Below are 21,306 nucleotides of genomic sequence, written 5' to 3'. Positions count from 1 at the left end.
CTCTGTCAACCCCCTAAATTGCTTTCAAGTTAATGATTTGCAACTTATTTCAGATTTCTGCCCAGTGAGCTGAAACCGTGTTGGTGACTGACTGCGGGGCGCACTTTACAAGCCTTTTCCTTTGAGTTCAACAGCCTAACGAAAAAAAAGGCCTCGCAGTGCGAGGCCTTCCTTACTTCACCACCTTCAGGTGTCAGTTGAACGTGATCTCGTCGTTCTCCACGACACCGGTCGCGGTCTCGCCCGGCAGGAAGCGTCCCGACAGGATCAACTGCGCCAGCGGGTTCTCGATCCAGCGCTGGATCGCCCGTTTCAGCGGCCGTGCGCCATAGACCGGGTCGTAGCCGACGGCAATCAGCTTGTCCATCGCCTCCGGGCTCAGTTCCAGCTTCAGCTCGCGCTCGGCCAGACGACTGCGCAGACGACCCAGCTGGATCTCGGTAATGCCCGCGATCTGATCCCGCGCCAATGGCTCGAAGATCACCACTTCGTCGACCCGGTTGATGAACTCCGGACGGAAGTGGGTGGAAATCGCATCCATCACCGCTGCACGTTGCGCCTCACGGTCACCGACCAGTTCCTGGATCTGCATCGAACCGAGGTTGGAGGTCATGACAATCACGGTATTGCGGAAATCCACCGTACGGCCGTGGCTGTCGGTCAGACGACCATCCTCCAGCACTTGCAGCAGGATGTTGAACACGTCCGGGTGCGCCTTCTCGACTTCGTCCAGCAGGATCACCGAGTAAGGCTTGCGCCGTACCGCTTCGGTCAGGTAACCGCCCTCTTCATAACCCACGTAGCCTGGTGGCGCACCGATCAGCCGCGCCACGGAATGTTTCTCCATGAACTCGGACATGTCGATCCGCACCATCGCCTCTTCCGTATCAAAGAGGAATTCGGCCAGCGCCTTGCACAGCTCGGTTTTACCGACACCGGTCGGGCCGAGGAACATGAACGAGCCGCTCGGACGATTCGGGTCGGACAACCCGGCACGGGAGCGCCGCACCGCATTGGCCACTGCGACCACTGCTTCGTCCTGGCCGATCACACGCTGGTGCAACAGGCTTTCCATCTTCATCAGCTTGTCGCGCTCGCCTTCGAGCATTTTCGACACGGGGATACCGGTCCACTTCGAGACGACTTCGGCGATTTCCTCTTCGGTCACCTTGCTGCGCAGCAACTGGTTCTCGCTCTTGCCGTGCTGGTCGACCATTTGCAGGCTGCGCTCCAGATCCGGGATCACCCCGTACTGCAACTCGGCCATGCGGTTCAGGTCGCCTTTGCGGCGCGCGGCTTCCAGCTCCTGACGGGACTGTTCGATCTTCTGCTGAATCTGCGCAGAACCCTGCACCTCGGCTTTTTCCGAGTTCCAGATTTCTTCCAGGTCCGAATACTCACGCTCGTGGCGGACGATTTCTTCCTGGAGTTTTTCCAGGCGCTTCATCGCTGCCTCGTCGCTTTCTTTCTTCAGCGCCTGGGATTCGACTTTCAGTTGAATCAGGCGACGCTCCAGACGATCCAGCACTTCCGGTTTGGAGTCGATTTCCATACGGATGCGGCTGGCCGCTTCGTCGATCAGGTCGATCGCCTTGTCCGGCAACTGCCGGTCAGTGATGTAACGATGGCTGAGCTTGGCCGCGGCGATGATCGCACCGTCGGTGATCGCGACCTTGTGGTGAACCTCGTAACGCTCCTTGAGGCCACGCAGGATCGCGATGGTGTCTTCTTCACTCGGCTCGTCCACCAGCACTTTCTGGAAGCGCCGTTCGAGAGCCGCGTCCTTCTCTATATATTGGCGGTACTCGTTGAGCGTGGTCGCGCCGACGCAATGCAGCTCGCCACGGGCCAAAGCCGGTTTGAGCATGTTGCCGGCATCCATCGAGCCTTCGCCTTTACCGGCGCCGACCATGGTGTGCAGTTCGTCGATGAACAGAATGATCTGCCCTTCCTGCTTCGACAGCTCGTTGAGCAGGGATTTCAGGCGCTCTTCGAACTCACCGCGATACTTGGCACCGGCAATCAGCGCACCCATATCGAGAGACAGCAGACGCTTGCCCTTGAGGCCATCCGGCACTTCGCCGTTGATGATGCGCTGGGCCAGACCTTCGGCAATCGCGGTTTTACCCACGCCCGGCTCGCCGATCAGCACCGGGTTGTTCTTGGTGCGACGTTGCAGAACCTGAATGGTGCGACGAATTTCGTCGTCACGGCCGATCACCGGATCGAGCTTGCCGTCTTCAGCGCGCTTGGTCAGGTCGACGGTGTATTTATCCAGTGCCTGACGCGATTCTTCGTGGTTGGCGTCATTGACCGCTTCACCACCGCGCAGGTTGTTGATTGCGTTTTCCAGCGCCTTTTTGCTCACGCCCTGGCCGAGCAGCAACTTGCCGAGCTTGCTGTTCTCGTCCATCGCGGCGAGCAGCACCAGCTCGCTGGAAATGAACTGATCGCCCTTCTGCTGCGCCAGACGGTCGGCCTGGTTGAGCAGACGCGCCAGATCCTGCGACATGTTCACATCGCCGGTCGGGTTCTGGATTTTCGGTAATTGATCGAGCTCTTTGGTCAGCTCTTTGCGCAGGCTGTTGACGTCGAAGCCCACCTGCATCAACAGGGGTTTGATCGAACCACCCTGCTGTTCAAGCATGGCTTGCATCAAATGCGCCGGCTCGATGGCCGGATGATCGTGGCCGACAGCCAGGGATTGGGCATCGGACAACGCCAACTGTAATTTGCTGGTTAAACGGTCTATACGCATGGGTCACCTTCCTTTTGAGCAGGCCGGACCTAAAAAACCATCCTGAATAAAGAAACCTGCCAGATACCGCTATAGATGCGGTCGATTCTGGAAGATTCAAGCGTCAGGGAGTTGATACAGGTCAGACAAGCTTAGCGGGTGAGCCAGACTAGAGAAGCAAAGCGACCGGTGCGTGGCGCACGGCGGTAGGAAAAGAAGCGCGGATCGGTCACGGTACAGAAACCGCCGCCATAAACAGCGGTGACACCCCGGACCGCCAGACGCAGTCGCGCCAGCTTATAGATGTCGGCCATGAACTTGCCGGCATTGTGGCTCGGAACAAAGGCTGTCGCGGCTTCGGGCAATTGATTGATGAAGACTTCCCGGACTTCCGGGCCGACTTCAAAGGCTTGCGGGCCGATGGCCGGGCCGAGCCAGACCAGAATGTCTTTCGGATCGACGGCCAGGCTGTCGAGGGTGGCTTCCAGCACGCCGGCCGCCAGTCCACGCCAACCGGCATGAGCCGCTGCCACACGAGTACCGGCACGGTCGCAAAACAACGCTGGCAGGCAATCGGCGGTCATCGCTGAACAAGCAATACCGGGTGTTGCAGTCCAGCTGGCATCCGCCGTGGCCACCACGGACGGATCGGCATGCGCCACGGCAATCCCGTGCACTTGCTGCAGCCAGGCAGGCTTTATAGAGAAGTGTTCGGTCAGACGCCGACGGTTTTCGGCGACGGCCTCAGGGCGGTCATCGACATGATCGCCCAGATTGAGGCTGTCGAACGGCGCCTCGCTGACGCCGCCCTCGCGGGTGGTGACACAGGCCTTGACGCTGGCCGGCGCGGGCCAGTCCGGCGTCAGCCAGTTCATCCGACGAATGCCTCGCGATCCTGCTTGAGCAGCGTCAGCAGCCAGACGAAGTCTTCCGGCAACGGCGATTCCCAGCTCATGCGCACACCGGTGGTCGGATGATCCAGCTCCAGGAACCGTGCATGCAGCGCCTGACGCGGGAAGTGCTTGAGCGATTCGACCATTGTCGGGTTCGCCGCCGGCGGAATGCGGAAACGACCGCCGTACGCCGGGTCGCCGACCAACGGGAAGTTGATGTGCGCCATGTGCACGCGGATCTGGTGGGTACGACCGGTTTCCAGCTTCACCCGTACGTGGGTGTGCGAACGGAAACGCTCCAGCACGCGATAGTGGCTGACGGCAGGCTTGCCGCCTTCCATCACCGCCATGCGCTGGCGCTGCTGGCCGTGGCGACCGATCGGGGCGTTGATCTTGCCACCGGCCGTCACCACGCCGATCACGATGCACTCGTAGATCCGGCTGACGCTGCGGCTTTGCAGCTGGGCGACCAGTTTGGTCTGCGCCTGAATGGTCTTGGCCACCACCATCAGACCGGTGGTGTCCTTGTCCAGGCGATGCACGATACCGGCGCGCGGGACATTGATAATGTCCGGCACGTGGTGCAGCAAGGCGTTGAGCAAGGTGCCATCGGCGTGACCGGCAGCCGGGTGCACCACCAGGCCCGCAGGCTTGTTGATCACCAGGATGTCGTCGTCTTCATAGACGATGTCGAGCTCGATGTCCTGAGCGACCCATTCACCCTGGGCCTCCTGCTCGGCGGTCAGCTCAAGAATGGCACCGCCATGAACGATGTCGCGCGGGCGGATGACCGCCCCGTCCACAGTCAGGCGACCTTCTTTGATCCAGGCGGAAAGGCGCGAGCGTGAGTGCTCTGCGAAGAGTTGGGCGGCGACTTGATCGAGGCGTTGGCCGCCCAATTCGGACGGCACCTCTGCGCGAAGTTCAATTTTATCGGACATGCTCGGACTGGGCGTCGGCTACAGCCTTTGGTTTCGGCTGCGCGCTTGTGGTTAAATACGGCGTCTTTTGCCCCGGGGCTTTTCAACGGGGCGCTCATCATAACAGGACGGCCCCGCCCAAGACAGCGGCCGTCATAGGGACGCAAGCCGCCATGCAAGTGAAACACCTGCTGCTGATCGCCATCCTCGCATTGACCGCTGCTTGCTCATCGAAGGAAGTCGTAGACGAAAACCTGAGTGAAGCCGAGCTGTACCAGCAGGCTCAACAGGACCTGGACAACAACAGCTATACCAGCGCCACAGCCAAGCTGAAGGCTCTGGAGTCGCGCTATCCGTTCGGTCGCTACGCGGATCAGGCGCAGCTGGAACTGATCTACGCCAACTACAAGAACTCGGAGCCGGAAGCTGCAAAGTCCGCCGCCGAGCGCTTCATTCGTCTGCACCCACAGCACCCGAACGTCGATTACGCCTACTACCTCAAGGGCCTGACCTCGTTCGACCAGGACGTCGGCCTGCTGGCGCGCTTCCTGCCGCTGGACATGACCAAGCGTGACCCGGGCGCTGCCCGCGACTCCTACAACGAGTTCGCCCAGCTGACCAGCCGCTACCCGAACAGCCGCTACGCGCCGGACGCCAAGCAGCGCATGATCTACCTGCGCAACCTGCTGGCGGCCTACGAAATCCACGTGGCCGACTACTACCTGACCCGTCAGGCCTACGTCGCTGCCGCCAACCGTGGCCGTTATGTAGTGGAAAACTTCCAGGAAACCCCATCGGTCGGTGACGGCCTGGCGGTGATGACCGAAGCCTACCAGCGTCTGCACCTGGACGAACTGGCAGCCTCGAGCCTGGAAACCCTGAAGCTCAACTACCCGAACCACCCGAGCCTGAAAGACGGTCAGTTCGTACCGTCGGTCGCGGAAGCCGACAACCGTTCGTTCCTGAGCAAGGCAACTTTGGGCCTGATCGAATCCCGTCCACCGCTGCCGCCGGGAGAAACCCGCGCCAACCAGGACGTGCAGAAGCAGTTCCAGGACGCGAAAGACGCGATCCCGAACGAGCTCAAGCCTAAAGACGAAAACGGCGACGTGATCGAAGCGCCGGAACCGGAGTCCAGCAACAGCGACCGCTCCATTTTCAGCTACATGACCTTCGGTCTGTTCGACTGATCACTTCGGTGATGCCAAAAAGGGAGATCTTCGGATCTCCCTTTTTTATTGCCGCGTTTTATTGAGCTGTGCGCCTGCCGGGTCCTTGGCTAAACTGCCGGATCATCAGCCAAAAAGCCGCCCATCATGCTTCGTTTACTGTTCTGGATCGCCCTGATCGCCGCCGCCGTCTGGTTGTGGCGCAAATTCAAGGCCCCTGCCGCGCCGACACAATCCCCTCGCGAACAGGATGCCGCGCCCATGGTGCGTTGCGCCCATTGCGGCGTGCACCTGCCGCGCGACCGTGCGCTGAGCCTTCGACAACAGTGGTATTGCAGCCAGGCTCACCTCGAGCAAGGCCCCGGTTCCAGTGATCGCTGAGGCCACCAACGCCACTCGCAAACAGGCACAGCGACTGCTGCGCCTCTATCATCTCTACCGTTTAAGCGTCGGCATCACCCTGGTGTTGCTGATTTCCAGCAACATGGACAACCGCCTGCTGACGTCGGCCGACGACGATCTGCTGCGCAATGGCAGCTGGTTGTACCTGGTGCTGAATATCCTGCTGGTGGTGTTCCTGGAGAACATCCGCCGCCCGGCCCAGTTGTTCGGGCTGGCCCTCCTCGACATCCTGCTGTTGTGCGGGCTGTTTTATGCCGCCGGTGGCGTGGCCAGCCCGATCGGCAATCTGCTGATCGTCTCGGTAGCCATCAGCAATACCCTGTTGCGACGCCGTATCGGTGTGCTGATTGCAGCCATCGGCGCACTCGGTATTGTCGGCCTCAGCTTCCTGCTGAGCTTCAGCCATCCCCTCAGCGCCAACGAATACCTGCAAGCAGGCACCCTCGGCGCCCTGTGTTTTGCCGGGGCGCTGCTGGTGCAAGGCTTGATCCGTCGGCTCGAAGTCAGCGAGACCCTGGCCGAACAACGGGCCAGCGAAGTGGTCAGCCTCGAAGCCCTCAACGCCTTGATCCTGCAACGCATGCGCACCGGCATTCTGGTCCTCGACGAACAACGCCGGGTGCAACTGGCCAACCACAGCGCCCGGACCCTGCTGGCGCAATCGCCCCTTGAGGGCCATTTGATCGACGACTACTCGACCGCGCTGGTCGAGCGTCTGCATCTGTGGCTGAACAACCCGACACTGCGACCGCAGAGCCTGAAAATCGCCACCAACGGCCTGGAACTGCAACCGAGCTTCATCGCCCTGGAACAGAGCCCGAACCGCCAGACCCTGGTGTTTCTCGAAGACCTCGCCCAGATCGCCCAGCAAGCTCAGCAACTGAAGCTCGCCGCACTCGGGCGCCTGACCGCCGGCATCGCCCACGAGATCCGCAACCCGCTGGGCGCCATCAGTCATGCCGCGCAGCTGTTGCAGGAATCCGAGGAACTCGACGGCGCGGATCGGCGTCTGACGCAGATCATCCAGGATCACTCCCAGCGCATGAACCGAGTCATTGAAAATGTCCTGCAACTCTCCCGTCGCCAGCAGAGCGCCCCGCAGCGACTCGATCTCGAACCGTGGCTTGTGCAGTTCGTCGAGGAAAGCCGGGAACAGGCCAGCGAGCGCCAACGAATTCATCTGAACATCGAATCCGGGGATTTCCGCACCCTGATGGACCCGGGCCAACTGACGCAAATTCTCGACAATCTGTTGCGCAACGGCTGGCGGCACAGCGCCCTGCTGCACGATCCTGCCGAGGTCTGGCTGCGGCTGTTCATCGACCCCGAAAGCCAGCTGGCCGTGCTCGAAGTGCAGGACAACGGCCCCGGCGTGGCGCTGGATCAGCAGGCCCACCTGTTCGAACCCTTCTTTACCACCAGCAGCCAGGGCACCGGCCTTGGGCTTTATCTGTCCCGTGAGCTGTGCGAAAGCAACCAGGCCCGCCTAGACTTCAAACCACGCCAAGGCGGCGGTTGCTTTCGCATCACCTTTGCTCACGGACGGAAACAAAGTTGAACACGAGCCCACGGCAAAAAATCCTCATCGTCGACGACGAACCGGATATCCGCGAACTCCTGGAAATCACCCTGGGACGGATGAAACTCGACACTTTCAGCGCACGCAATCTCGGCGAAGCCCAGGCATTGCTGCACCGCGATACCTTTGACCTGTGCCTGACCGACATGCGTCTGCCCGACGGCACCGGGCTGGAGCTGGTGCAGCACATTCAACAACGCCATCCGCAATTGCCGGTGGCGATGATCACGGCCTATGGCAGCCTGGAAACAGCGATCAACGCCTTGAAGGCCGGGGCTTTCGACTTCCTGACCAAACCGGTGGACCTCACGCGGTTGCGTGAACTGGTCGCCACGGCATTGCGCATGCCCGCGACCGGTGGAGTCTGCACATCGATCGACCGGCGCCTGCTCGGTGACTCACAGCCGATGCGCGATCTGCGCAAACAGATCGACAAACTGGCCCGCAGTCAGGCGCCGGTCTACATCAGCGGCGAGTCCGGCAGCGGCAAGGAACTGGTCGCCCGCCTGATTCACGAGCAAGGCCCCCGCGCCAGCCAGCCGTTCGTGCCGGTGAACTGCGGGGCCATTCCGTCAGAGTTGATGGAAAGCGAGTTCTTCGGCCATCGCAAAGGCAGTTTCACCGGCGCGGTGGAGGACAAACCGGGTCTGTTCCAGGCAGCCCATGGCGGCACGCTGTTTCTCGATGAAGTGGCGGACTTGCCGCTGTCGATGCAGGTCAAGTTGCTGCGGGCGATCCAGGAAAAAGCCGTGCGCAGCGTCGGCGGCCAGCAGGAAACCGTGGTCGATGTGCGCATTCTCTGCGCCACCCACAAGGACCTGGACGCGGAAGTTGCCGCCGAGCGCTTTCGGCAGGATCTGTATTACCGGCTGAACGTGATCGAACTGCGCGTACCGTCTCTGCGCGAACGCCGTGATGATATCGAAGCGCTGGCCTCCCATATGCTCAAGCGTCTGGCCCACGGCACTGGCCAGCCTTCGACCCGCCTGCATCCGCAAGCGCTTGAAGCCTTGAAGAACTACCGCTTCCCGGGAAATGTCCGGGAGCTTGAGAACGTCCTCGAACGCGCGCACACGTTGTGCGAAAACCGCATGATCGAAGCCGACGACCTGCGCCTGAGTGAAGGCAACTGCGCGGCCGAGGGCGGCATCGCCGATCTCACGCAGATCGACAACCTGGAAGACTATCTGGAGAACGTCGAGCGCAAACTGATTCTGCAGGCGCTGGAGGAAACCCGCTGGAACCGCACGGCGGCGGCGCAGCGGCTGAATCTATCGTTTCGCTCGATGCGCTATCGATTGAAGAAACTGGGCCTGGACTGAGTCATTCAAAGATCGCAGCCCACAGGCTGCGATCTTTGATCTGGCTTCAGAGCCGGCCTTCCGGTGCATACGGCGCAGGATCGATGATCGGCGCCCGTCCCAGCATCACATCGGCAAACAGCTGACAGGATGCGGGCGCCAGCACCAGCCCGTTGCGGTAATGCCCGCAATTGAGCCACAGGCCATCAAACCCCGGCACCCGGCCAATGTAGGGAATCCCTTCCGGTGAGCCGGGACGCAAACCGGCCCAATGCCCCACCACTTCGGCATCCGCCAGCGCCGGCAGCAATTCGACTGCTGAGGCCTTGAGGCTTTCCAGTGCATTGTCGGTCGGCGTCTTGTCGAAGCCTTCGTGCTCCAGCGTGCTGCCGATCAGAATATGCCCGTCGCGGCGCGGGATCGCGTAACGCCCCTTAGCCAGCACCATGCTCGGCAGGAAATCCGCCGCGCATTTGTAGAGAATCATCTGGCCTTTGACCGGCTCCACCGGCAGCGAAAGATTCAGGGTGTTGAGCAGTTCACCGCTCCACGCACCGGCAGTCAGCACCACCTGGTCGCCGTTGATCACGCCTTGCGGGGTCTTTACGCCCACGACGCGCTCACCTTCACGGACAAACCCGCTGACCTCGCACTGCTCGTGAATCGTCACGTTCGGCAGCGCCTGCAACGCCGCTTTCAATGACTTCACCAGCCGTGGGTTACGCACGTTGGCCACGTCGGCCATGTAGATCGCCCGGGAAAATCCACCGCCGAGTACCGGCACCGCATCATGGGCCGCCGAGATATCGACAGCCCGCAGCGGACGGTTTTCCCGCTCGGCCCAGGCCAGCGCTTCGGCTTCGTCATCCAGATCCAGCCAGTACAGGCCGGTGGTGTGTACTTCGGGATCAACGCCGGTGTCGGCAAACAGCCGCTCGCCCAGCTGTGGATAAAAATCCTGCGACCAGTGCGCCAGTGCCGTGACCGCCGGGCTATAACGCCACGGATACAACGGAGAAACGATGCCGCCACCGGCCCAGGACGATTCCTGGCCGACATTCGAGCGATCCAGCAGCACCACGCTGCGCACCTCGGAGGCGAGGTTGTACGCGGTGAGCAGGCCAATCACCCCGCCACCGACAATCACCACTTGCTGTTGCCTGGTCATGTTTGATCCAACCGTAAAAAAGACAGTGGGCGCAAAAGGCACCCGAATAAATGCGGCTCAGCGGCCCCAGCAATCCTTGGAGGTCAGCCCGGTTGTCGCGTTGTTCATGCTGCGCACACCGGTGTTGGTGAGGGTGAAGTCCCCGCACTTGTCGCCGGCCATGGTCGTACCGGCCTTGCGGGTCGCGGTCAGCAGAAAGGTCTGGTCAGCGATGGTCGGGGTGATCGTGTAGAAATCATTGCCCGCGCTGAGACCGGTGATGCCTGTGTAAACGTTGTTTTTGGTGTAGAAGCGCTCGAGCGTCTGCGCCTGCTCCGACAGCAGCGATACCACCTCGGCGCGACGACCCTTTTTCAAGTACTCGGTATAGCTCGGTGCGGCAATGGTGATGATGATCCCGATAATCGCAATCACGATCATGATTTCGATCAGGGTGAATCCTCGGATGGATCTGCGCATGCCTCAACTCTCGCTTACTGTATTTGTCGCCACATGATACGACGACTGCCGCCGCCGGATTTTTCCACCAGGGTGGTGATACCGCCACTGGAATCGTTCACGATCTTGCGCGTTGCGCCATTGACGATGGCGTTCAGGGTGGGAATGCCGCCGCTGAATACCACGCCGCTGGAAATCGTGTCGTTGCTGTCGACCACGCCGTCGGCGTTGGTGTCGAGCACCGCATAGTTGAGCATCTTACCGCTGAACGCATCGAGTTCGACCAGTTTGCCGGTGCCGAAACTGGAGCACGGGTCAGTGGTATCGACACTGGCCGTGGTGAATACGATGCGCCCGAGCACCAGGCTGGCCTGATTGATCACCCGTTCCCCCGTCAATACGTTGTTGTACACCAGCGGCAGGTACCAGCCCTTCTCCGCCGGATACGTCGTGTCGTTCTGGGTGGTGGTGACGAACTGCCCCGAACTGCCGGAAAACACACCGGTGATGGCCTGCGCCTGCAAACTGCTGACCGTGAGCTGACCCGAACCGCCGTCGGCATCCCACACCGAATAGAACGCCTGCAGATCCTTGTTGGTCTTGTCGGCGGTTTCGTTGAACTTGCCGGTGCCGACGAATATCTGTTTGCCGCCCAATGAATTATCCGCCAGCAGCGGTTGCGCAGTGATCGGTTGAGTCGCCCCGCCCGCCGTCGTGAACAGCGGTTTGCCGGAAAACGCCACACCCCAGCCGTCGGTGGTGGTCGCGCTCAGGTCGAACTTCCACAGGCGTCCCTTCAAATCGCCGCCATACGCGGCCTGCACCACATTCTGCGAATTGACCTTGAGCTTTACCGAGGACAAGCCATTGGTGGTTTCCGTGCTGTCGATGACGATTTTCTTGATCAATGAACCATCGCGCACATCCAGCACATACAACGCCGCGACTCCCGAATTGCTGCCGTAACCGTTGGCGATGAAGGCCGCCCAGCGACCATCGGCCAAGCGTGCCACTTCCGGCCGGGCGTAGGCATAACCCAGATCATTGAAAGTGTTGGCCGTGTTGGCAGTCGCCGGAGCGCTGACTTCCCACAGCGCATTGAGAATGTTCCCCGCCGATGCGTCGAACAGTTGCAGCGCATAGAACGTCTTGCCACCGGCCCCTGTGCCGCCGATGGCCAAGGTTTTCCAGGCGCTGCCGAACTGCACGTCGTAGACACCGACCTGCCCGTCTACCAGAAACTTGTGGCTGACGCCGTTGATGTAATTCGGGTCGGCGATCAGCCGCAATGACGGCAACACGCTCGATGGCATGTAGGCATAGCGCCGGGTGCCGTTGGCCGAGTTGATGACGCTGACGAAACCGTCGTTGCCATTCACCACCAGGCTGGCGTTCATGTTCGCGGCTTTGGTGGTCAGGTAGCTGGTGTAGGTGCTATCACCCGACAGGTCGGAAGCGGTCTTGTCCGAGGGCGAGGCCAGCACCAGCGGCGAGTTGATGATGTCGCCCAACAGCACGCTGCGAACCTTGAGCCCGGTCTTGTTGGTGCCTTTGCTCCACTCCACCAGATCGCTGCCGCTGATGCCGGAGGGCAGGCTCTGGCTGAGCGAAGTCTGCTGGGTTGCCGAGAAGTTGCCGTAAGCCAGGGTGACCGCCGCGTTGTTCGCGGTATTCCACGATTGGTAGGTCGGCGCCACAGCACCGGGAACGATGGCGGTGTCGGTTGTCCACAGCACCGTCGAGGTGTTCACCGTCCCGGCCGAAGTGAAACCGAACGACTTGATGGTGCCGCGCCAGTCCCTGGGGTCGTAACTGGTCTGGAAATAACTGCTGCCGCTCGCCAGCGTGGTGCCGCTGGTGACACCGCTACCGCCGGAACCCGCCTTGGAGGTGATGTCGCTCAATGCCGCCGACAATGCTGTGTTGAGGCCGGCGCTGTCGGTGGCCTGGTAATACCTGCCCTGCCCGTACGCCGCCGCGTCCGACAACATATCGTTATCGGCGGTGAAGCCAACGGTGTAGGTGTTCATGTTCTGCTTGGGAAAGTCTGCCGAACTCCAGCTCTTGCCGGCCGCATCGACGCCGGTCGAACGCATGTCGATGTCGAAGGCAAACTTGGCGATGTCGTCCAGGTACAGCGTGTCGCCCTCGTTATCACCGTTGAGGTTGTTGCCGTCATTGTTGACCCCGTCCCAGTTCGGCAGGCGACTGCCCCCGAGGGGATCATTGTTGGGGAATGTACGGTCGTAGGTCGGCAGGCCGTCGGTGATCACCACCCCGTAGTTTTTCTGGCAGCGGTACTGGATCGGGCTGGTGTAGGTGTTTGGCGTGCTGTTGTAGTACGGCGCCATGCCGCGCATGTAGCGGGTGATTTCGTAATAGGTTTCCGCCAATGGCGTGTTGGCCACGGCGCTCAGGCCATTGATCGACGAAATCAGGGCGTTGTAGTTGGTGTCGGCCTGGCCCTGGGTCACGCTGCCGCTCACCGGTGACAGGTCACTGATGGAACGGGCGATGTACCCGCCATTGCCCGGGTTGTTGCTGGTGGCCGGGTTGAACGTCGACAGACCGATGCGCAGATTGCGGTTGCTGGTCACCAGCGCCGTGGAAACGTTGCGTGCGACGTTGATCCGGTAGTCATTGGGAATGGCCCCGGTGGTGAAATCACGCGTACCGTTATTGATGGCGAGGCCGACCACGTAGGCGATGTAATCCCCGTAATAGCGGGTGTTTCCGCCGCCCACCGGGTCCGGCAGTTTCAGGCACAGCGGCGTCAGGCTGTTGTTGTAGAACGCATAGGCACCGCCGGAGCAGCCGGAGGTCGGCAGGCTCGACAGAAACACCGGATCACCGGTGATCGCCGTCGAGGACAGGCACAAACCAAGCACTGCGTTGCACTGGCGGGCCGGCGTACGAGTCACCGCCGGATCAAAACCGGCGGCATAAATGATGCTGTTCATGCTTCCCGAATCGTCGATCAACAGCATGACATTCGGCGGTACTGCCGCCGCGCTCAACAGTGGCGAGTCGGACGGGGTGAAGGCATACGCTGGCACCGCCAGATACAGGCCCAATAACAGACCCATGAACCCGGACCACCCGCCAGAGCGTCGCTCAGTACTTCGCATAAACGCTCTCCACCACACTGCGAGAGCTGCCGACGATGCCGACAGCCGTGACCCGGTACAGCGTCGCCGAGGTATTGCTCGGCACGTTCACCGCCGTCAGGGTGGTACCGATGTTCTGCACCCCGTAGAAGCCGCTGCCCGCAGCGACCCAGGTAACGCCCGACGTCGAGTTGAGCCCCGCCGCGCTGACCACCGACGACTCCGCCGGCGGCGCGCATTGCGTGGTATTGGCACACACCGCCAGTGCATAGCTGTCCAGTTGCACCGCGCTTTCGCCGATGCGCAGTGCCGCCTCGGCGGTCTGGAACGATTGGTTGCGCAGGCTAACGCTACCGGCCATTTTTTCCTGCAGATTGGCGCTCTGCATCGAAGAAAGACCGATCACGGTCAGAAGCAACAGAAACACCAGACTGACCAACAACACCATGCCGCGCTGGCTTCGTCGCTGATGAAGAGAAATATTCATCGACCGGCCCTCACTGCAAGCGGTTGCGCAGCGCGGCAACCACATTGAAGGTTTGATTGGCGATCCGGTTGTTCGGATCAGTGAGGGTCAGGCTCAGGCGTACGCTGCGGATGCGTGCCGGATCACTGGGGTTGCTGCTGTAGGTCGAAGCAGCCACATCGGTCGCGGTACTGGCCAGGCCAAACAGGACGGTGAAGGCACTGACATTGCTCACCAGCACTTGCTGGGTCGGCGTACCGCTGCCGGTGCCCATCAGGATCTGGTTGTTGCTGAAGCTGTAGACCAGACGCCGGATCGGAAACGCGATTTGCCCGGTCGCCGGTGCTCGCACACCTGTATAGGCCGTTGAACTGTTGCGGCAGTCAGACACCACTGTCCAGGTCGGCGTCCCGCCCGCACCACCGACGTCGGCGGTAACCAGTGTCAGTTTGAGGTTGGTGTTGTCCCAACTGATCGGCGTGATCTGGGCGGCATTGAAGTCACCGCTGCTACTGGAATCGGTAATGGTGCCCAGACAGCCGAACATCCCGACCATGCGCAATTCCTGAATCATCTTGCTCAACACAAACCGCGCATCTTCCTGCATCGCCGCCGAGGTGTTCTGGCTGACGTAGGTGTTCTTCGCTGCGAGAAAGGTTTGTACGACGCCCAGCACGATGATCAGCCCCAACGCCAAGGCGATGAGCATTTCGATCAGGCCGAAACCCTGGTTATGACGCTTCATGGCGTGGCCACCGGGTCGACCGCGGCGCGGCTGGTCAGGACAAAACTGCGCGGGGCGCTCGCGGTGTTGGCGGCTCGCGCGTCACTCCAGTTGATGGTGATGGTGTACACGCGCTGATTGAGGGTGATGCTGCCGGTGGCGCTCGGCCCGCCGAAATTGACGATGTTGGTGGTGAAGTCGTAGAGATCCTGATCCCGAGTGACATTCAGGTTGCCCGAGGTCGGCGGAGTGACGGTGTAGTCGGCCCCGGCGTTGGCGCGGATGCGGTCCATCATGTCGTAGGCGATGAAGCTGGCCTGACTGGTCATGCGCGAGCTGTCGGTGTACTTCAGCGCATTGAGCTGAACCGCCGCCGCCCCCAGCAACCCGACCGTCAGAATCAGCAACGCGACCAGTATTTCGATCAGCGACATGCCTTCCTGTGCACCTTTGCTCCCTGCCCTCATCCGCAGCTTCCACCCGATTGAATTCGTCCGTTCAGACACACGTTCAGCGTCCTGCTTTGCGTGCCCAGCGTGTAACTGAACACCACCGCCGTGGACGGTGCTGCCAGGCCGCCCAGATTGTTGAAATCCAGCGCGGTCACTCCTGAGGTTAGCGTCAGAGTCGCACCACTGCTCATCGCTGGAACAACCCGCAATACATTGGCCGAAGTGCCAGTACTGTCGTAGACCGACAATTCGCCAGTCCAGACGCTGCCCCCGGCGGTCGGCCGCAAGCGAATGGTCGTCCCGCGATCGATGGCTTCCAGACGGGCGTAGTTGAGCGCCCGTTGCAGGTCGCCGACTTCGGTGTCGGCCTTGCTGCCCTGTATCGAACGGGTAAACGCCGGCACGGCCATCGTGATCAGGATCACAAACAACGCGACCGCCACCAACAGCTCGATCAGCGTGAAACCTTTTGTACGATGATCCATCGATGCCCTCCGTTGCCGTCGGCTATACCTGCTCTACAAACCTAGAACATTCGACCGGGTTACGTCGGTTGATTTGCCCTGCCCGGCGCACGGATCGCGTCGGGCACCCTGCCCCACGGAGGGAATACACATGCCGCAACAGGGTTTCAGCCTGGTCGAACTGCTTATGGGACTGGCGATCGGCGCAATTGTTCTGTCACTGGTCAGCCCGGCGTTTGCAACGCTGACAGAGTCAAACCACCGACAGCAGGCCGCAGAATCGCTGATCAGCGGGATCCGCACTGCCCGCACCCAGGCGATCACGCGCAATCAGAGCGTGGTGATTCACGGCATCGACGGGGACTGGAGCCGGGGCTGGCGGATCATTCTGGATGTCAGTGGCAAGGGTTCGGAGGACAGCAGCAATCCGCTGCTGGTCGAGCACGCCAGTGATGGGCGAATACCCATTGTCGGCAACTGGTTCGTCAGTCGGTACATACGGTTCAGCAGTCTGGGGCAACCGCTGATGCCCGGGCGGGCGTTTCAGGCAGGAAAACTACACATCTGTTCGACCCGCGAGCCGGTCAGCCAGCTTCAACTGGTGCTGGCGGCGACCGGTCGCGTGCGCCTGGCCAGCGAAAAGGCTGAACAGGCGCTGTGTCGAAAGGATAAAGCGGTCAGATCGAACGTACGCGCAGCTCTTTAGGCATCGAGAACGTGATGTTCTCTTCTCGCCCGGCCAGTTCGTCGGCACCGGTAGCGCCCCAGGCCTGCAATTGCTGGATCACGCCACGTACCAGCACTTCCGGTGCGGAGGCCCCGGCGGTGATACCGATGCGCTCGACGCCATCGAACCAGCTCTTTTGCAGGTCTTCGGCACCATCGATCAGGTACGCCGGCGTGGCCATGCGTTCGGCCAGCTCGCGCAGACGGTTGGAGTTGGAGCTGTTCGGGCTGCCGACCACCAACACCACGTCGCATTCGTCGGCCAGTTGCTTGACCGCGTCCTGACGGTTCTGCGTGGCGTAGCAGATATCGTCCTTGCGCGGGCCACCGATGGCCGGGAAACGGGAGCGCAACGCGTCGATGACTCGACTGGTGTCGTCCATCGACAAGGTGGTCTGGGTCACGAAGGCCAGTTTTTCCGGGTCATGTACCTGCAGTTCGGCAACATCCTTCTCGTCTTCGACGAGGTAGATTGCACCGCCATTGCTGGCGTCGTACTGGCCCATGGTGCCTTCGACTTCCGGGTGACCGGCGTGGCCGATCAGGATGCATTCACGGCCGTCGCGGCTGTATTTGGCGACTTCGATGTGCACCTTGGTCACCAGCGGGCAGGTGGCGTCGAACACTTTCAGGCCACGGCCGGCGGCTTCGGTGCGCACGGCTTGCGAGACGCCATGGGCACTGAAGATCACGATGACATCGTCCGGCACCTGATCCAGCTCTTCAACGAAGATAGCGCCACGACTGCGCAGGTCCTCGACGACGAACTTGTTGTGCACCACTTCATGACGCACATAGATCGGCGGCCCGAAGACTTCCAGGGCGCGGTTGACGATTTCGATCGCCCGGTCCACGCCAGCGCAGAAGCCACGGGGGTTGGCGAGTTTGATTTGCATGCTGTGCCTCGTGTCTTGCGCGCGAAAATTCAGATCAATGCAGGAGCCGGTACGGCCCCTGCAGAACAGCGTTTACAACGCTTTGACGGAGAAGATTTCCACGTCAAAGGTCAGCGTCTTGCCGGCCAGCGGGTGGTTGAAGTCGACGGTCACTTGCGCGTCGTCGAATTCTTTCACCACACCCGGCAGCTCAGTATTGGCCGCATCGTTGAAGATCACCAGCAGACCCGGTGACAGTTCCATGTCCGCAAACTGCGAACGTGGAATGACCTGCACGTTCTGCGGGTTCGGCTGGCCGAACGCGTTTTCCGGCTCGACGGTCAGAGTCCGCTTGTCACCCGCCTTGAAGCCGAACAACGCCGCCTCGAAGCCCGGCAGCAGGTTGCCGTCGCCGACCTTGAAGGTCGCCGGGGCCTTGTCGAAAGTGCTGTCGACCGTGTCGCCGTTCTCCAGGCGCAATGCAAAGTGCAAGGTGACTTCCGTGTTCTGGCCAATGCGTTGCTCAGCCAATACCTGTTCAGTCATGAACGGTTTCTCCGGATTTCTTGGATTTGAACATGTCCAGTGCCAGCATCACCGCACCCACGGTGATGGCGCTGTCGGCGAAGTTGAACGCCGGGAAGTACCAGCGGTTCTGCCAGTGCACCAGAATGAAATCGATCACATGCCCCAGGGCGATGCGGTCATACAGATTGCCCAGCGCGCCGCCCAGCACCAATGCCAGTGCGACGGCCAGCCAGGTTTCGTTGCGGCCCAGGCGTTTGAGCCAGACCACCAGCACCGCACTGACCACGACCGCGATCAGGGCGAACAGCCAGCGCTGCCAGCCGGAGCTGTCAGCCAGGAAGCTGAATGCCGCGCCCGTGTTGTAGGCCAGGGTCCAGCTGAAGTAATCGGGAATGATCACGATCTGCTGGTACATCTCGAGCTTGCCTTCGAAGTAAAACTTGCTGGCCTGGTCAATGACCAGAACCAGCAAGCTCAACCAGAGCCAGCTCAGCCGTCCGAAACGGCCAACGGCATTAGGCATAGTGACGAACCTCGCCGGTGCCATCAATGTTGTCCACGCAACGGCCGCAGATTTCCGGATGCTCCGGGTTCACGCCGACGTCTTCACGGCAGTGCCAGCAACGGGCGCATTTCGGGAAGGCCGATTTGACGATCTTCAGCTTCAGGCCGCTGACTTCTGTTGCTACAGCGTCAGTCGGCGCTTGCACGAACGGCGCAACGCTGGCGGTCGAAGTAATCAGAACGAAGCGCAGCTCGTTGCTCAGTTTGGCCAGGTCGGCGCTCAGGTCGTCCTCGGCGAACAGCGTCACTTCGGCTTGCAGGTTGCCACCCACGGCCTTGGCCGCGCGCTGGATTTCCATCTCTTTGTTGACCGCCACCTTCACTTCCATGATGCGATCCCAGTAGGCGCGACCCAGCTCGAAGCCTTCCGGCAGCTCGGTCAGACCTTCGTACCAGGTGTTGAGCATCACCGATTCGTTGCGCTCGCCCGGCAGGTATTGCCACAGTTCGTCGGCGGTGAATGCCAGGATCGGTGCGATCCAGCGCACCAGCGCTTCGGAGATGTGGAACAGCGCGGTCTGGCACGAACGACGGGCCTTGCTGTCGGCGCCGGTGGTGTACTGGCGATCCTTGATGATGTCGAGGTAGAAACCACCCAGCTCCTGAACGCAGAAGTTGTGGATCTTCGAGTAGACGTTCCAGAAACGATATTCGCCGTAGTGCTCTTGCAGCTCGCGTTGCAGCAGCAGGGTGCGATCCACCGCCCAGCGATCCAGCGCCAGCATGTCTTCGGCTGGCAGCAGGTCGGTGGCCGGGTTGAAACCGGTCAGGTTGGAAAGCAGGAAGCGCGCGGTGTTACGGATACGACGATAGGCGTCCGCACTGCGCTGCAGGATCTGCTCGGACACGGCCATTTCGCCGGAGTAGTCGGTCGAAGCGACCCACAGACGCATGATGTCGGCGCCCAGGGTGTCGTTGACTTTCTGTGGCGCGATCACGTTGCCCAGGGACTTGGACATCTTGCGGCCGGACTCGTCCACGGTGAAACCGTGGGTCAGCAGTTCGCGGTACGGCGCGTGGTTGTCGATGGCGCAACCGGTCAGCAAGGACGAGTGGAACCAGCCACGGTGCTGGTCCGAACCTTCCAGGTACAGGTCGGCGCGCGGGCCGGTCTCGTGGCCCATCGGGTGCGAACCGCGCAGGACGTGCCAGTGCGTGGTGCCCGAGTCGAACCAGACGTCGAGGGTGTCGCTGATCTTGTCGTACTGCGGCGCTTCATCACCCAGCAGTTCGGCAGCGTCGAGCTTGAACCAGGCTTCGATACCTTCGACTTCAACGCGCTTGGCGACTTCTTCCATCAGCTCGACGGTACGTGGGTGCAGCTCGCCGCTTTCCTTGTTCAGGAAGAACGGGATCGGCACGCCCCAGTTGCGCTGACGGGAGATGCACCAGTCCGGACGGTTGGCGATCATCGAGTGCAGGCGCGCCTGGCCCCAGGCCGGAACGAACTTGGTTTCTTCGATGGCTTTGAGCGAGCGCACACGCAGGGTGTCGCCGCTGACCGGCTCTTTGTCCATGCCGATGAACCACTGCGCCGTAGCGCGGTAGATCAGCGGGGTCTTGTGACGCCAGCAGTGCATGTAGCTGTGTTCGATGACGGTGGTGTGCAGCAACGCACCGACTTCGGTCAGTTTGTCGACGATGGCCGGGTTGGCCTTCCAGATGAACTGGCCGCCGAAGAACTCCAGCGACGGCACGTAAACGCCGTTGCTCTGTACCGGGTTGAGGATGTCGTCGTTGACCATGCCGTACTTCTTGCAGGTCACGAAGTCATCCACGCCGTAGGCCGGAGCAGAGTGAACCACACCGGTGCCGGCGCCCAGTTCCACGTAGTCGGCCAGGTACACCGGCGACAGACGGTCGTAGAACGGATGACGGAAGTTGATCAGCTCCAGCGCCGAACCCGGAGCGGTCGCCAATACAGTGCCTTCGACGCCGTAACGGGTCAGGCAGGATTCGACCAGTTCTTCAGCCAGCACCAGCAGCTTGTCGCCGATATCGACCAGGGCGTAGGTGAATTCCGGGTGAACGTTCAGCGCCTGGTTGGCCGGGATGGTCCACGGAGTGGTGGTCCAGATCACGATCGAAGCTGGTTTGCTCAACGACGGCAGACCGAACGCAGCGGCCAGTTTGGCCTCGTCAGCGATCGGGAACGCGACGTCGATGGTCGAGGACTTCTTGTTCTCGTACTCGACTTCCGCCTCGGCCAGGGCCGAACCGCAATCGAAGCACCAGTTCACAGGCTTCAGGCCCTTGAACACGAAACCGCCCTTGACGATTTCGGCGAGGGCACGGATTTCACCAGCCTCGTTCTTGAAGTCCATGGTCTTGTACGGGTTGGCGAAGTCGCCCAGCACGCCGAGACGGATGAATTCGGTCTTCTGCCCTTCGATCTGCTCGGTGGCGTAGGCACGGCACAGTTCGCGGGTCTTGTCCGCGCCCAGGTTCTTGCCGTGGGTCACTTCAACCTTGTGCTCGATCGGCAGGCCGTGGCAATCCCAACCTGGAACGTACGGCGCGTCGAAGCCCGACAGGGTCTTCGAACGGATGATCATGTCCTTGAGAATCTTGTTCAGAGCGTGACCGATGTGGATCGTGCCGTTGGCGTACGGAGGGCCGTCGTGCAGGACGAACTTCGGACGATCCTTGCCAATCTCGCGCAACTTTCCGTACAGGCCAATACTGTCCCAGCGCTGCAGGATCTGCGGTTCGCGCTGTGGCAGGCCGGCCTTCATTGGGAAGGCGGTGTCCGGAAGGTTTAGCGTGGCTTTATAGTCGGTCATTTAAGGCTCT

General features: G+C 61.1%; 19 protein-coding genes. 5 read left to right on the top strand and 14 right to left on the bottom strand.

Annotated elements, in window-relative coordinates:
• Positions 1-193: 193 nt before the first annotated feature.
• The 3 genes from clpB to rluD form a co-directional block, all read right to left on the bottom strand.
• The gene (clpB, locus tag AC1RR7_RS22820; protein ID WP_096820882.1) at positions 194-2,758 is read right to left on the bottom strand and encodes an ATP-dependent chaperone ClpB; all 2,565 of its coding nucleotides are present in this window, start codon (positions 2,756-2,758) and stop codon (positions 194-196) included.
• Between the two features lie 131 nt (positions 2,759-2,889).
• The gene (pgeF, locus tag AC1RR7_RS22815; protein WP_096820881.1) at positions 2,890-3,612 is read right to left on the bottom strand and encodes a peptidoglycan editing factor PgeF; all 723 of its coding nucleotides are present in this window, start codon (positions 3,610-3,612) and stop codon (positions 2,890-2,892) included.
• Entirely contained in the window at positions 3,609-4,571 is a 963-nt protein-coding gene (gene rluD / locus AC1RR7_RS22810) for a 23S rRNA pseudouridine(1911/1915/1917) synthase RluD (protein WP_096820880.1), read from the bottom strand. Before rluD ends, pgeF begins: the two co-directional genes overlap by 4 nt.
• Positions 4,572-4,723: 152 nt before the next feature.
• Between rluD and AC1RR7_RS22805 the strand changes: the two genes are divergently transcribed.
• The 4 genes from AC1RR7_RS22805 to AC1RR7_RS22790 all read left to right on the top strand — a co-directional run bounded on the left by AC1RR7_RS22805 (position 4,724) and on the right by AC1RR7_RS22790 (position 9,022).
• On the top strand, positions 4,724-5,740 hold the full coding sequence (locus AC1RR7_RS22805; protein WP_096820879.1) for an outer membrane protein assembly factor BamD: 1,017 nt from the start codon (positions 4,724-4,726) through the stop codon (positions 5,738-5,740).
• 126 nt (positions 5,741-5,866) lie between these two features.
• The gene (locus AC1RR7_RS22800) at positions 5,867-6,100 is read left to right on the top strand and encodes a PP0621 family protein (protein WP_096820878.1); all 234 of its coding nucleotides are present in this window, start codon (positions 5,867-5,869) and stop codon (positions 6,098-6,100) included.
• A complete protein-coding gene (locus AC1RR7_RS22795) occupies positions 6,090-7,679 on the top strand; it encodes a sensor histidine kinase (protein ID WP_192559025.1) in 1,590 nt (529 codons plus the stop codon). The genes AC1RR7_RS22800 and AC1RR7_RS22795 overlap by 11 nt, the downstream gene beginning before the upstream one ends.
• On the top strand, positions 7,676-9,022 hold the full coding sequence (locus tag AC1RR7_RS22790) for a sigma-54-dependent transcriptional regulator (protein WP_273539497.1): 1,347 nt from the start codon (positions 7,676-7,678) through the stop codon (positions 9,020-9,022). The genes AC1RR7_RS22795 and AC1RR7_RS22790 overlap by 4 nt, the downstream gene beginning before the upstream one ends.
• A 46-nt stretch (positions 9,023-9,068) precedes the next feature.
• On the opposite strand, the gene thiO is transcribed toward AC1RR7_RS22790, so the two are convergent.
• Genes thiO through AC1RR7_RS22755 form a run of 7 tightly spaced genes read right to left on the bottom strand, consistent with a single transcriptional unit; the run spans position 9,069 to position 15,841 of the window.
• Complete coding sequence (thiO, locus tag AC1RR7_RS22785) at positions 9,069-10,169, bottom strand: glycine oxidase ThiO (protein WP_096820875.1); 1,101 nt, start codon at positions 10,167-10,169, stop codon at positions 9,069-9,071.
• Between the two features lie 57 nt (positions 10,170-10,226).
• The gene (locus AC1RR7_RS22780) at positions 10,227-10,628 is read right to left on the bottom strand and encodes a type IV pilin protein (protein WP_096820874.1); all 402 of its coding nucleotides are present in this window, start codon (positions 10,626-10,628) and stop codon (positions 10,227-10,229) included.
• A 14-nt stretch (positions 10,629-10,642) separates the two neighbouring features.
• A complete protein-coding gene (locus tag AC1RR7_RS22775; protein WP_493158475.1) occupies positions 10,643-13,735 on the bottom strand; it encodes a pilus assembly protein in 3,093 nt (1,030 codons plus the stop codon).
• A complete protein-coding gene (locus AC1RR7_RS22770; RefSeq protein ID WP_096820872.1) occupies positions 13,722-14,201 on the bottom strand; it encodes a pilus assembly PilX family protein in 480 nt (159 codons plus the stop codon). Before AC1RR7_RS22770 ends, AC1RR7_RS22775 begins: the two co-directional genes overlap by 14 nt.
• A gap of 10 nt (positions 14,202-14,211) precedes the next feature.
• Entirely contained in the window at positions 14,212-14,925 is a 714-nt protein-coding gene (locus AC1RR7_RS22765; protein ID WP_096820871.1) for a PilW family protein, read from the bottom strand.
• Complete coding sequence (gene pilV / locus AC1RR7_RS22760) at positions 14,922-15,371, bottom strand: type IV pilus modification protein PilV (protein WP_192559030.1); 450 nt, start codon at positions 15,369-15,371, stop codon at positions 14,922-14,924. Before pilV ends, AC1RR7_RS22765 begins: the two co-directional genes overlap by 4 nt.
• Positions 15,368-15,841, bottom strand: a complete 474-nt coding sequence (locus AC1RR7_RS22755) for a GspH/FimT family pseudopilin (protein ID WP_096820869.1) — start codon at positions 15,839-15,841, stop codon at positions 15,368-15,370. The genes pilV and AC1RR7_RS22755 overlap by 4 nt, the downstream gene beginning before the upstream one ends.
• A gap of 130 nt (positions 15,842-15,971) precedes the next feature.
• Here AC1RR7_RS22755 and AC1RR7_RS22750 point away from each other — a divergent pair, with 130 nt between their 5' ends.
• Complete coding sequence (locus AC1RR7_RS22750; protein WP_096820868.1) at positions 15,972-16,526, top strand: GspH/FimT family pseudopilin; 555 nt, start codon at positions 15,972-15,974, stop codon at positions 16,524-16,526.
• Here AC1RR7_RS22750 and ispH read toward each other — a convergent pair.
• The 4 genes from ispH to ileS form a co-directional block, all read right to left on the bottom strand.
• Positions 16,498-17,442, bottom strand: a complete 945-nt coding sequence (gene ispH, locus AC1RR7_RS22745; protein ID WP_096820867.1) for a 4-hydroxy-3-methylbut-2-enyl diphosphate reductase — start codon at positions 17,440-17,442, stop codon at positions 16,498-16,500. The genes AC1RR7_RS22750 and ispH overlap by 29 nt on opposite strands.
• Positions 17,443-17,514: 72 nt before the next feature.
• On the bottom strand, positions 17,515-17,952 hold the full coding sequence (gene fkpB, locus AC1RR7_RS22740) for an FKBP-type peptidyl-prolyl cis-trans isomerase (RefSeq protein WP_173861359.1): 438 nt from the start codon (positions 17,950-17,952) through the stop codon (positions 17,515-17,517).
• A gap of 7 nt (positions 17,953-17,959) precedes the next feature.
• The gene (lspA, locus tag AC1RR7_RS22735) at positions 17,960-18,472 is read right to left on the bottom strand and encodes a signal peptidase II (RefSeq protein WP_096820866.1); all 513 of its coding nucleotides are present in this window, start codon (positions 18,470-18,472) and stop codon (positions 17,960-17,962) included.
• On the bottom strand, positions 18,465-21,296 hold the full coding sequence (gene ileS, locus AC1RR7_RS22730) for an isoleucine--tRNA ligase (RefSeq protein ID WP_493158474.1): 2,832 nt from the start codon (positions 21,294-21,296) through the stop codon (positions 18,465-18,467). The genes lspA and ileS overlap by 8 nt, the downstream gene beginning before the upstream one ends.
• Positions 21,297-21,306 lie beyond the last annotated feature (10 nt).

The sequence above is a fragment of the Pseudomonas sp. GW821-FHT11G12 genome (assembly GCF_058808055.1).
Note: the sequence above shows the minus strand (reverse complement) of the source record. Positions and strands in the feature narration are given on the sequence as shown.

Bases quoted from the DNA above. Each gene is read 5' to 3' on its own strand.
- clpB (WP_096820882.1), bottom strand. From the start codon at position 2,758: ATGCGTATAGACCGTTTAACCAGCAAATTACAGTTGGCGTTGTCCGAT.
- pgeF (WP_096820881.1), bottom strand. From the start codon at position 3,612: ATGAACTGGCTGACGCCGGACTGGCCCGCGCCGGCCAGCGTCAAGGCC.
- rluD (WP_096820880.1), bottom strand. From the start codon at position 4,571: ATGTCCGATAAAATTGAACTTCGCGCAGAGGTGCCGTCCGAATTGGGC.
- AC1RR7_RS22805 (WP_096820879.1), top strand. From the start codon at position 4,724: ATGCAAGTGAAACACCTGCTGCTGATCGCCATCCTCGCATTGACCGCT.
- AC1RR7_RS22800 (WP_096820878.1), top strand. From the start codon at position 5,867: ATGCTTCGTTTACTGTTCTGGATCGCCCTGATCGCCGCCGCCGTCTGG.
- thiO (WP_096820875.1), bottom strand. From the start codon at position 10,169: ATGACCAGGCAACAGCAAGTGGTGATTGTCGGTGGCGGGGTGATTGGC.
- AC1RR7_RS22780 (WP_096820874.1), bottom strand. From the start codon at position 10,628: ATGCGCAGATCCATCCGAGGATTCACCCTGATCGAAATCATGATCGTG.
- AC1RR7_RS22775 (WP_493158475.1), bottom strand. From the start codon at position 13,735: ATGCGAAGTACTGAGCGACGCTCTGGCGGGTGGTCCGGGTTCATGGGT.
- AC1RR7_RS22770 (WP_096820872.1), bottom strand. From the start codon at position 14,201: ATGAATATTTCTCTTCATCAGCGACGAAGCCAGCGCGGCATGGTGTTG.
- AC1RR7_RS22765 (WP_096820871.1), bottom strand. From the start codon at position 14,925: ATGAAGCGTCATAACCAGGGTTTCGGCCTGATCGAAATGCTCATCGCC.
- pilV (WP_192559030.1), bottom strand. From the start codon at position 15,371: ATGAGGGCAGGGAGCAAAGGTGCACAGGAAGGCATGTCGCTGATCGAA.
- AC1RR7_RS22755 (WP_096820869.1), bottom strand. From the start codon at position 15,841: ATGGATCATCGTACAAAAGGTTTCACGCTGATCGAGCTGTTGGTGGCG.
- AC1RR7_RS22750 (WP_096820868.1), top strand. From the start codon at position 15,972: ATGCCGCAACAGGGTTTCAGCCTGGTCGAACTGCTTATGGGACTGGCG.
- ispH (WP_096820867.1), bottom strand. From the start codon at position 17,442: ATGCAAATCAAACTCGCCAACCCCCGTGGCTTCTGCGCTGGCGTGGAC.
- lspA (WP_096820866.1), bottom strand. From the start codon at position 18,472: ATGCCTAATGCCGTTGGCCGTTTCGGACGGCTGAGCTGGCTCTGGTTG.
- ileS (WP_493158474.1), bottom strand. From the start codon at position 21,296: ATGACCGACTATAAAGCCACGCTAAACCTTCCGGACACCGCCTTCCCA.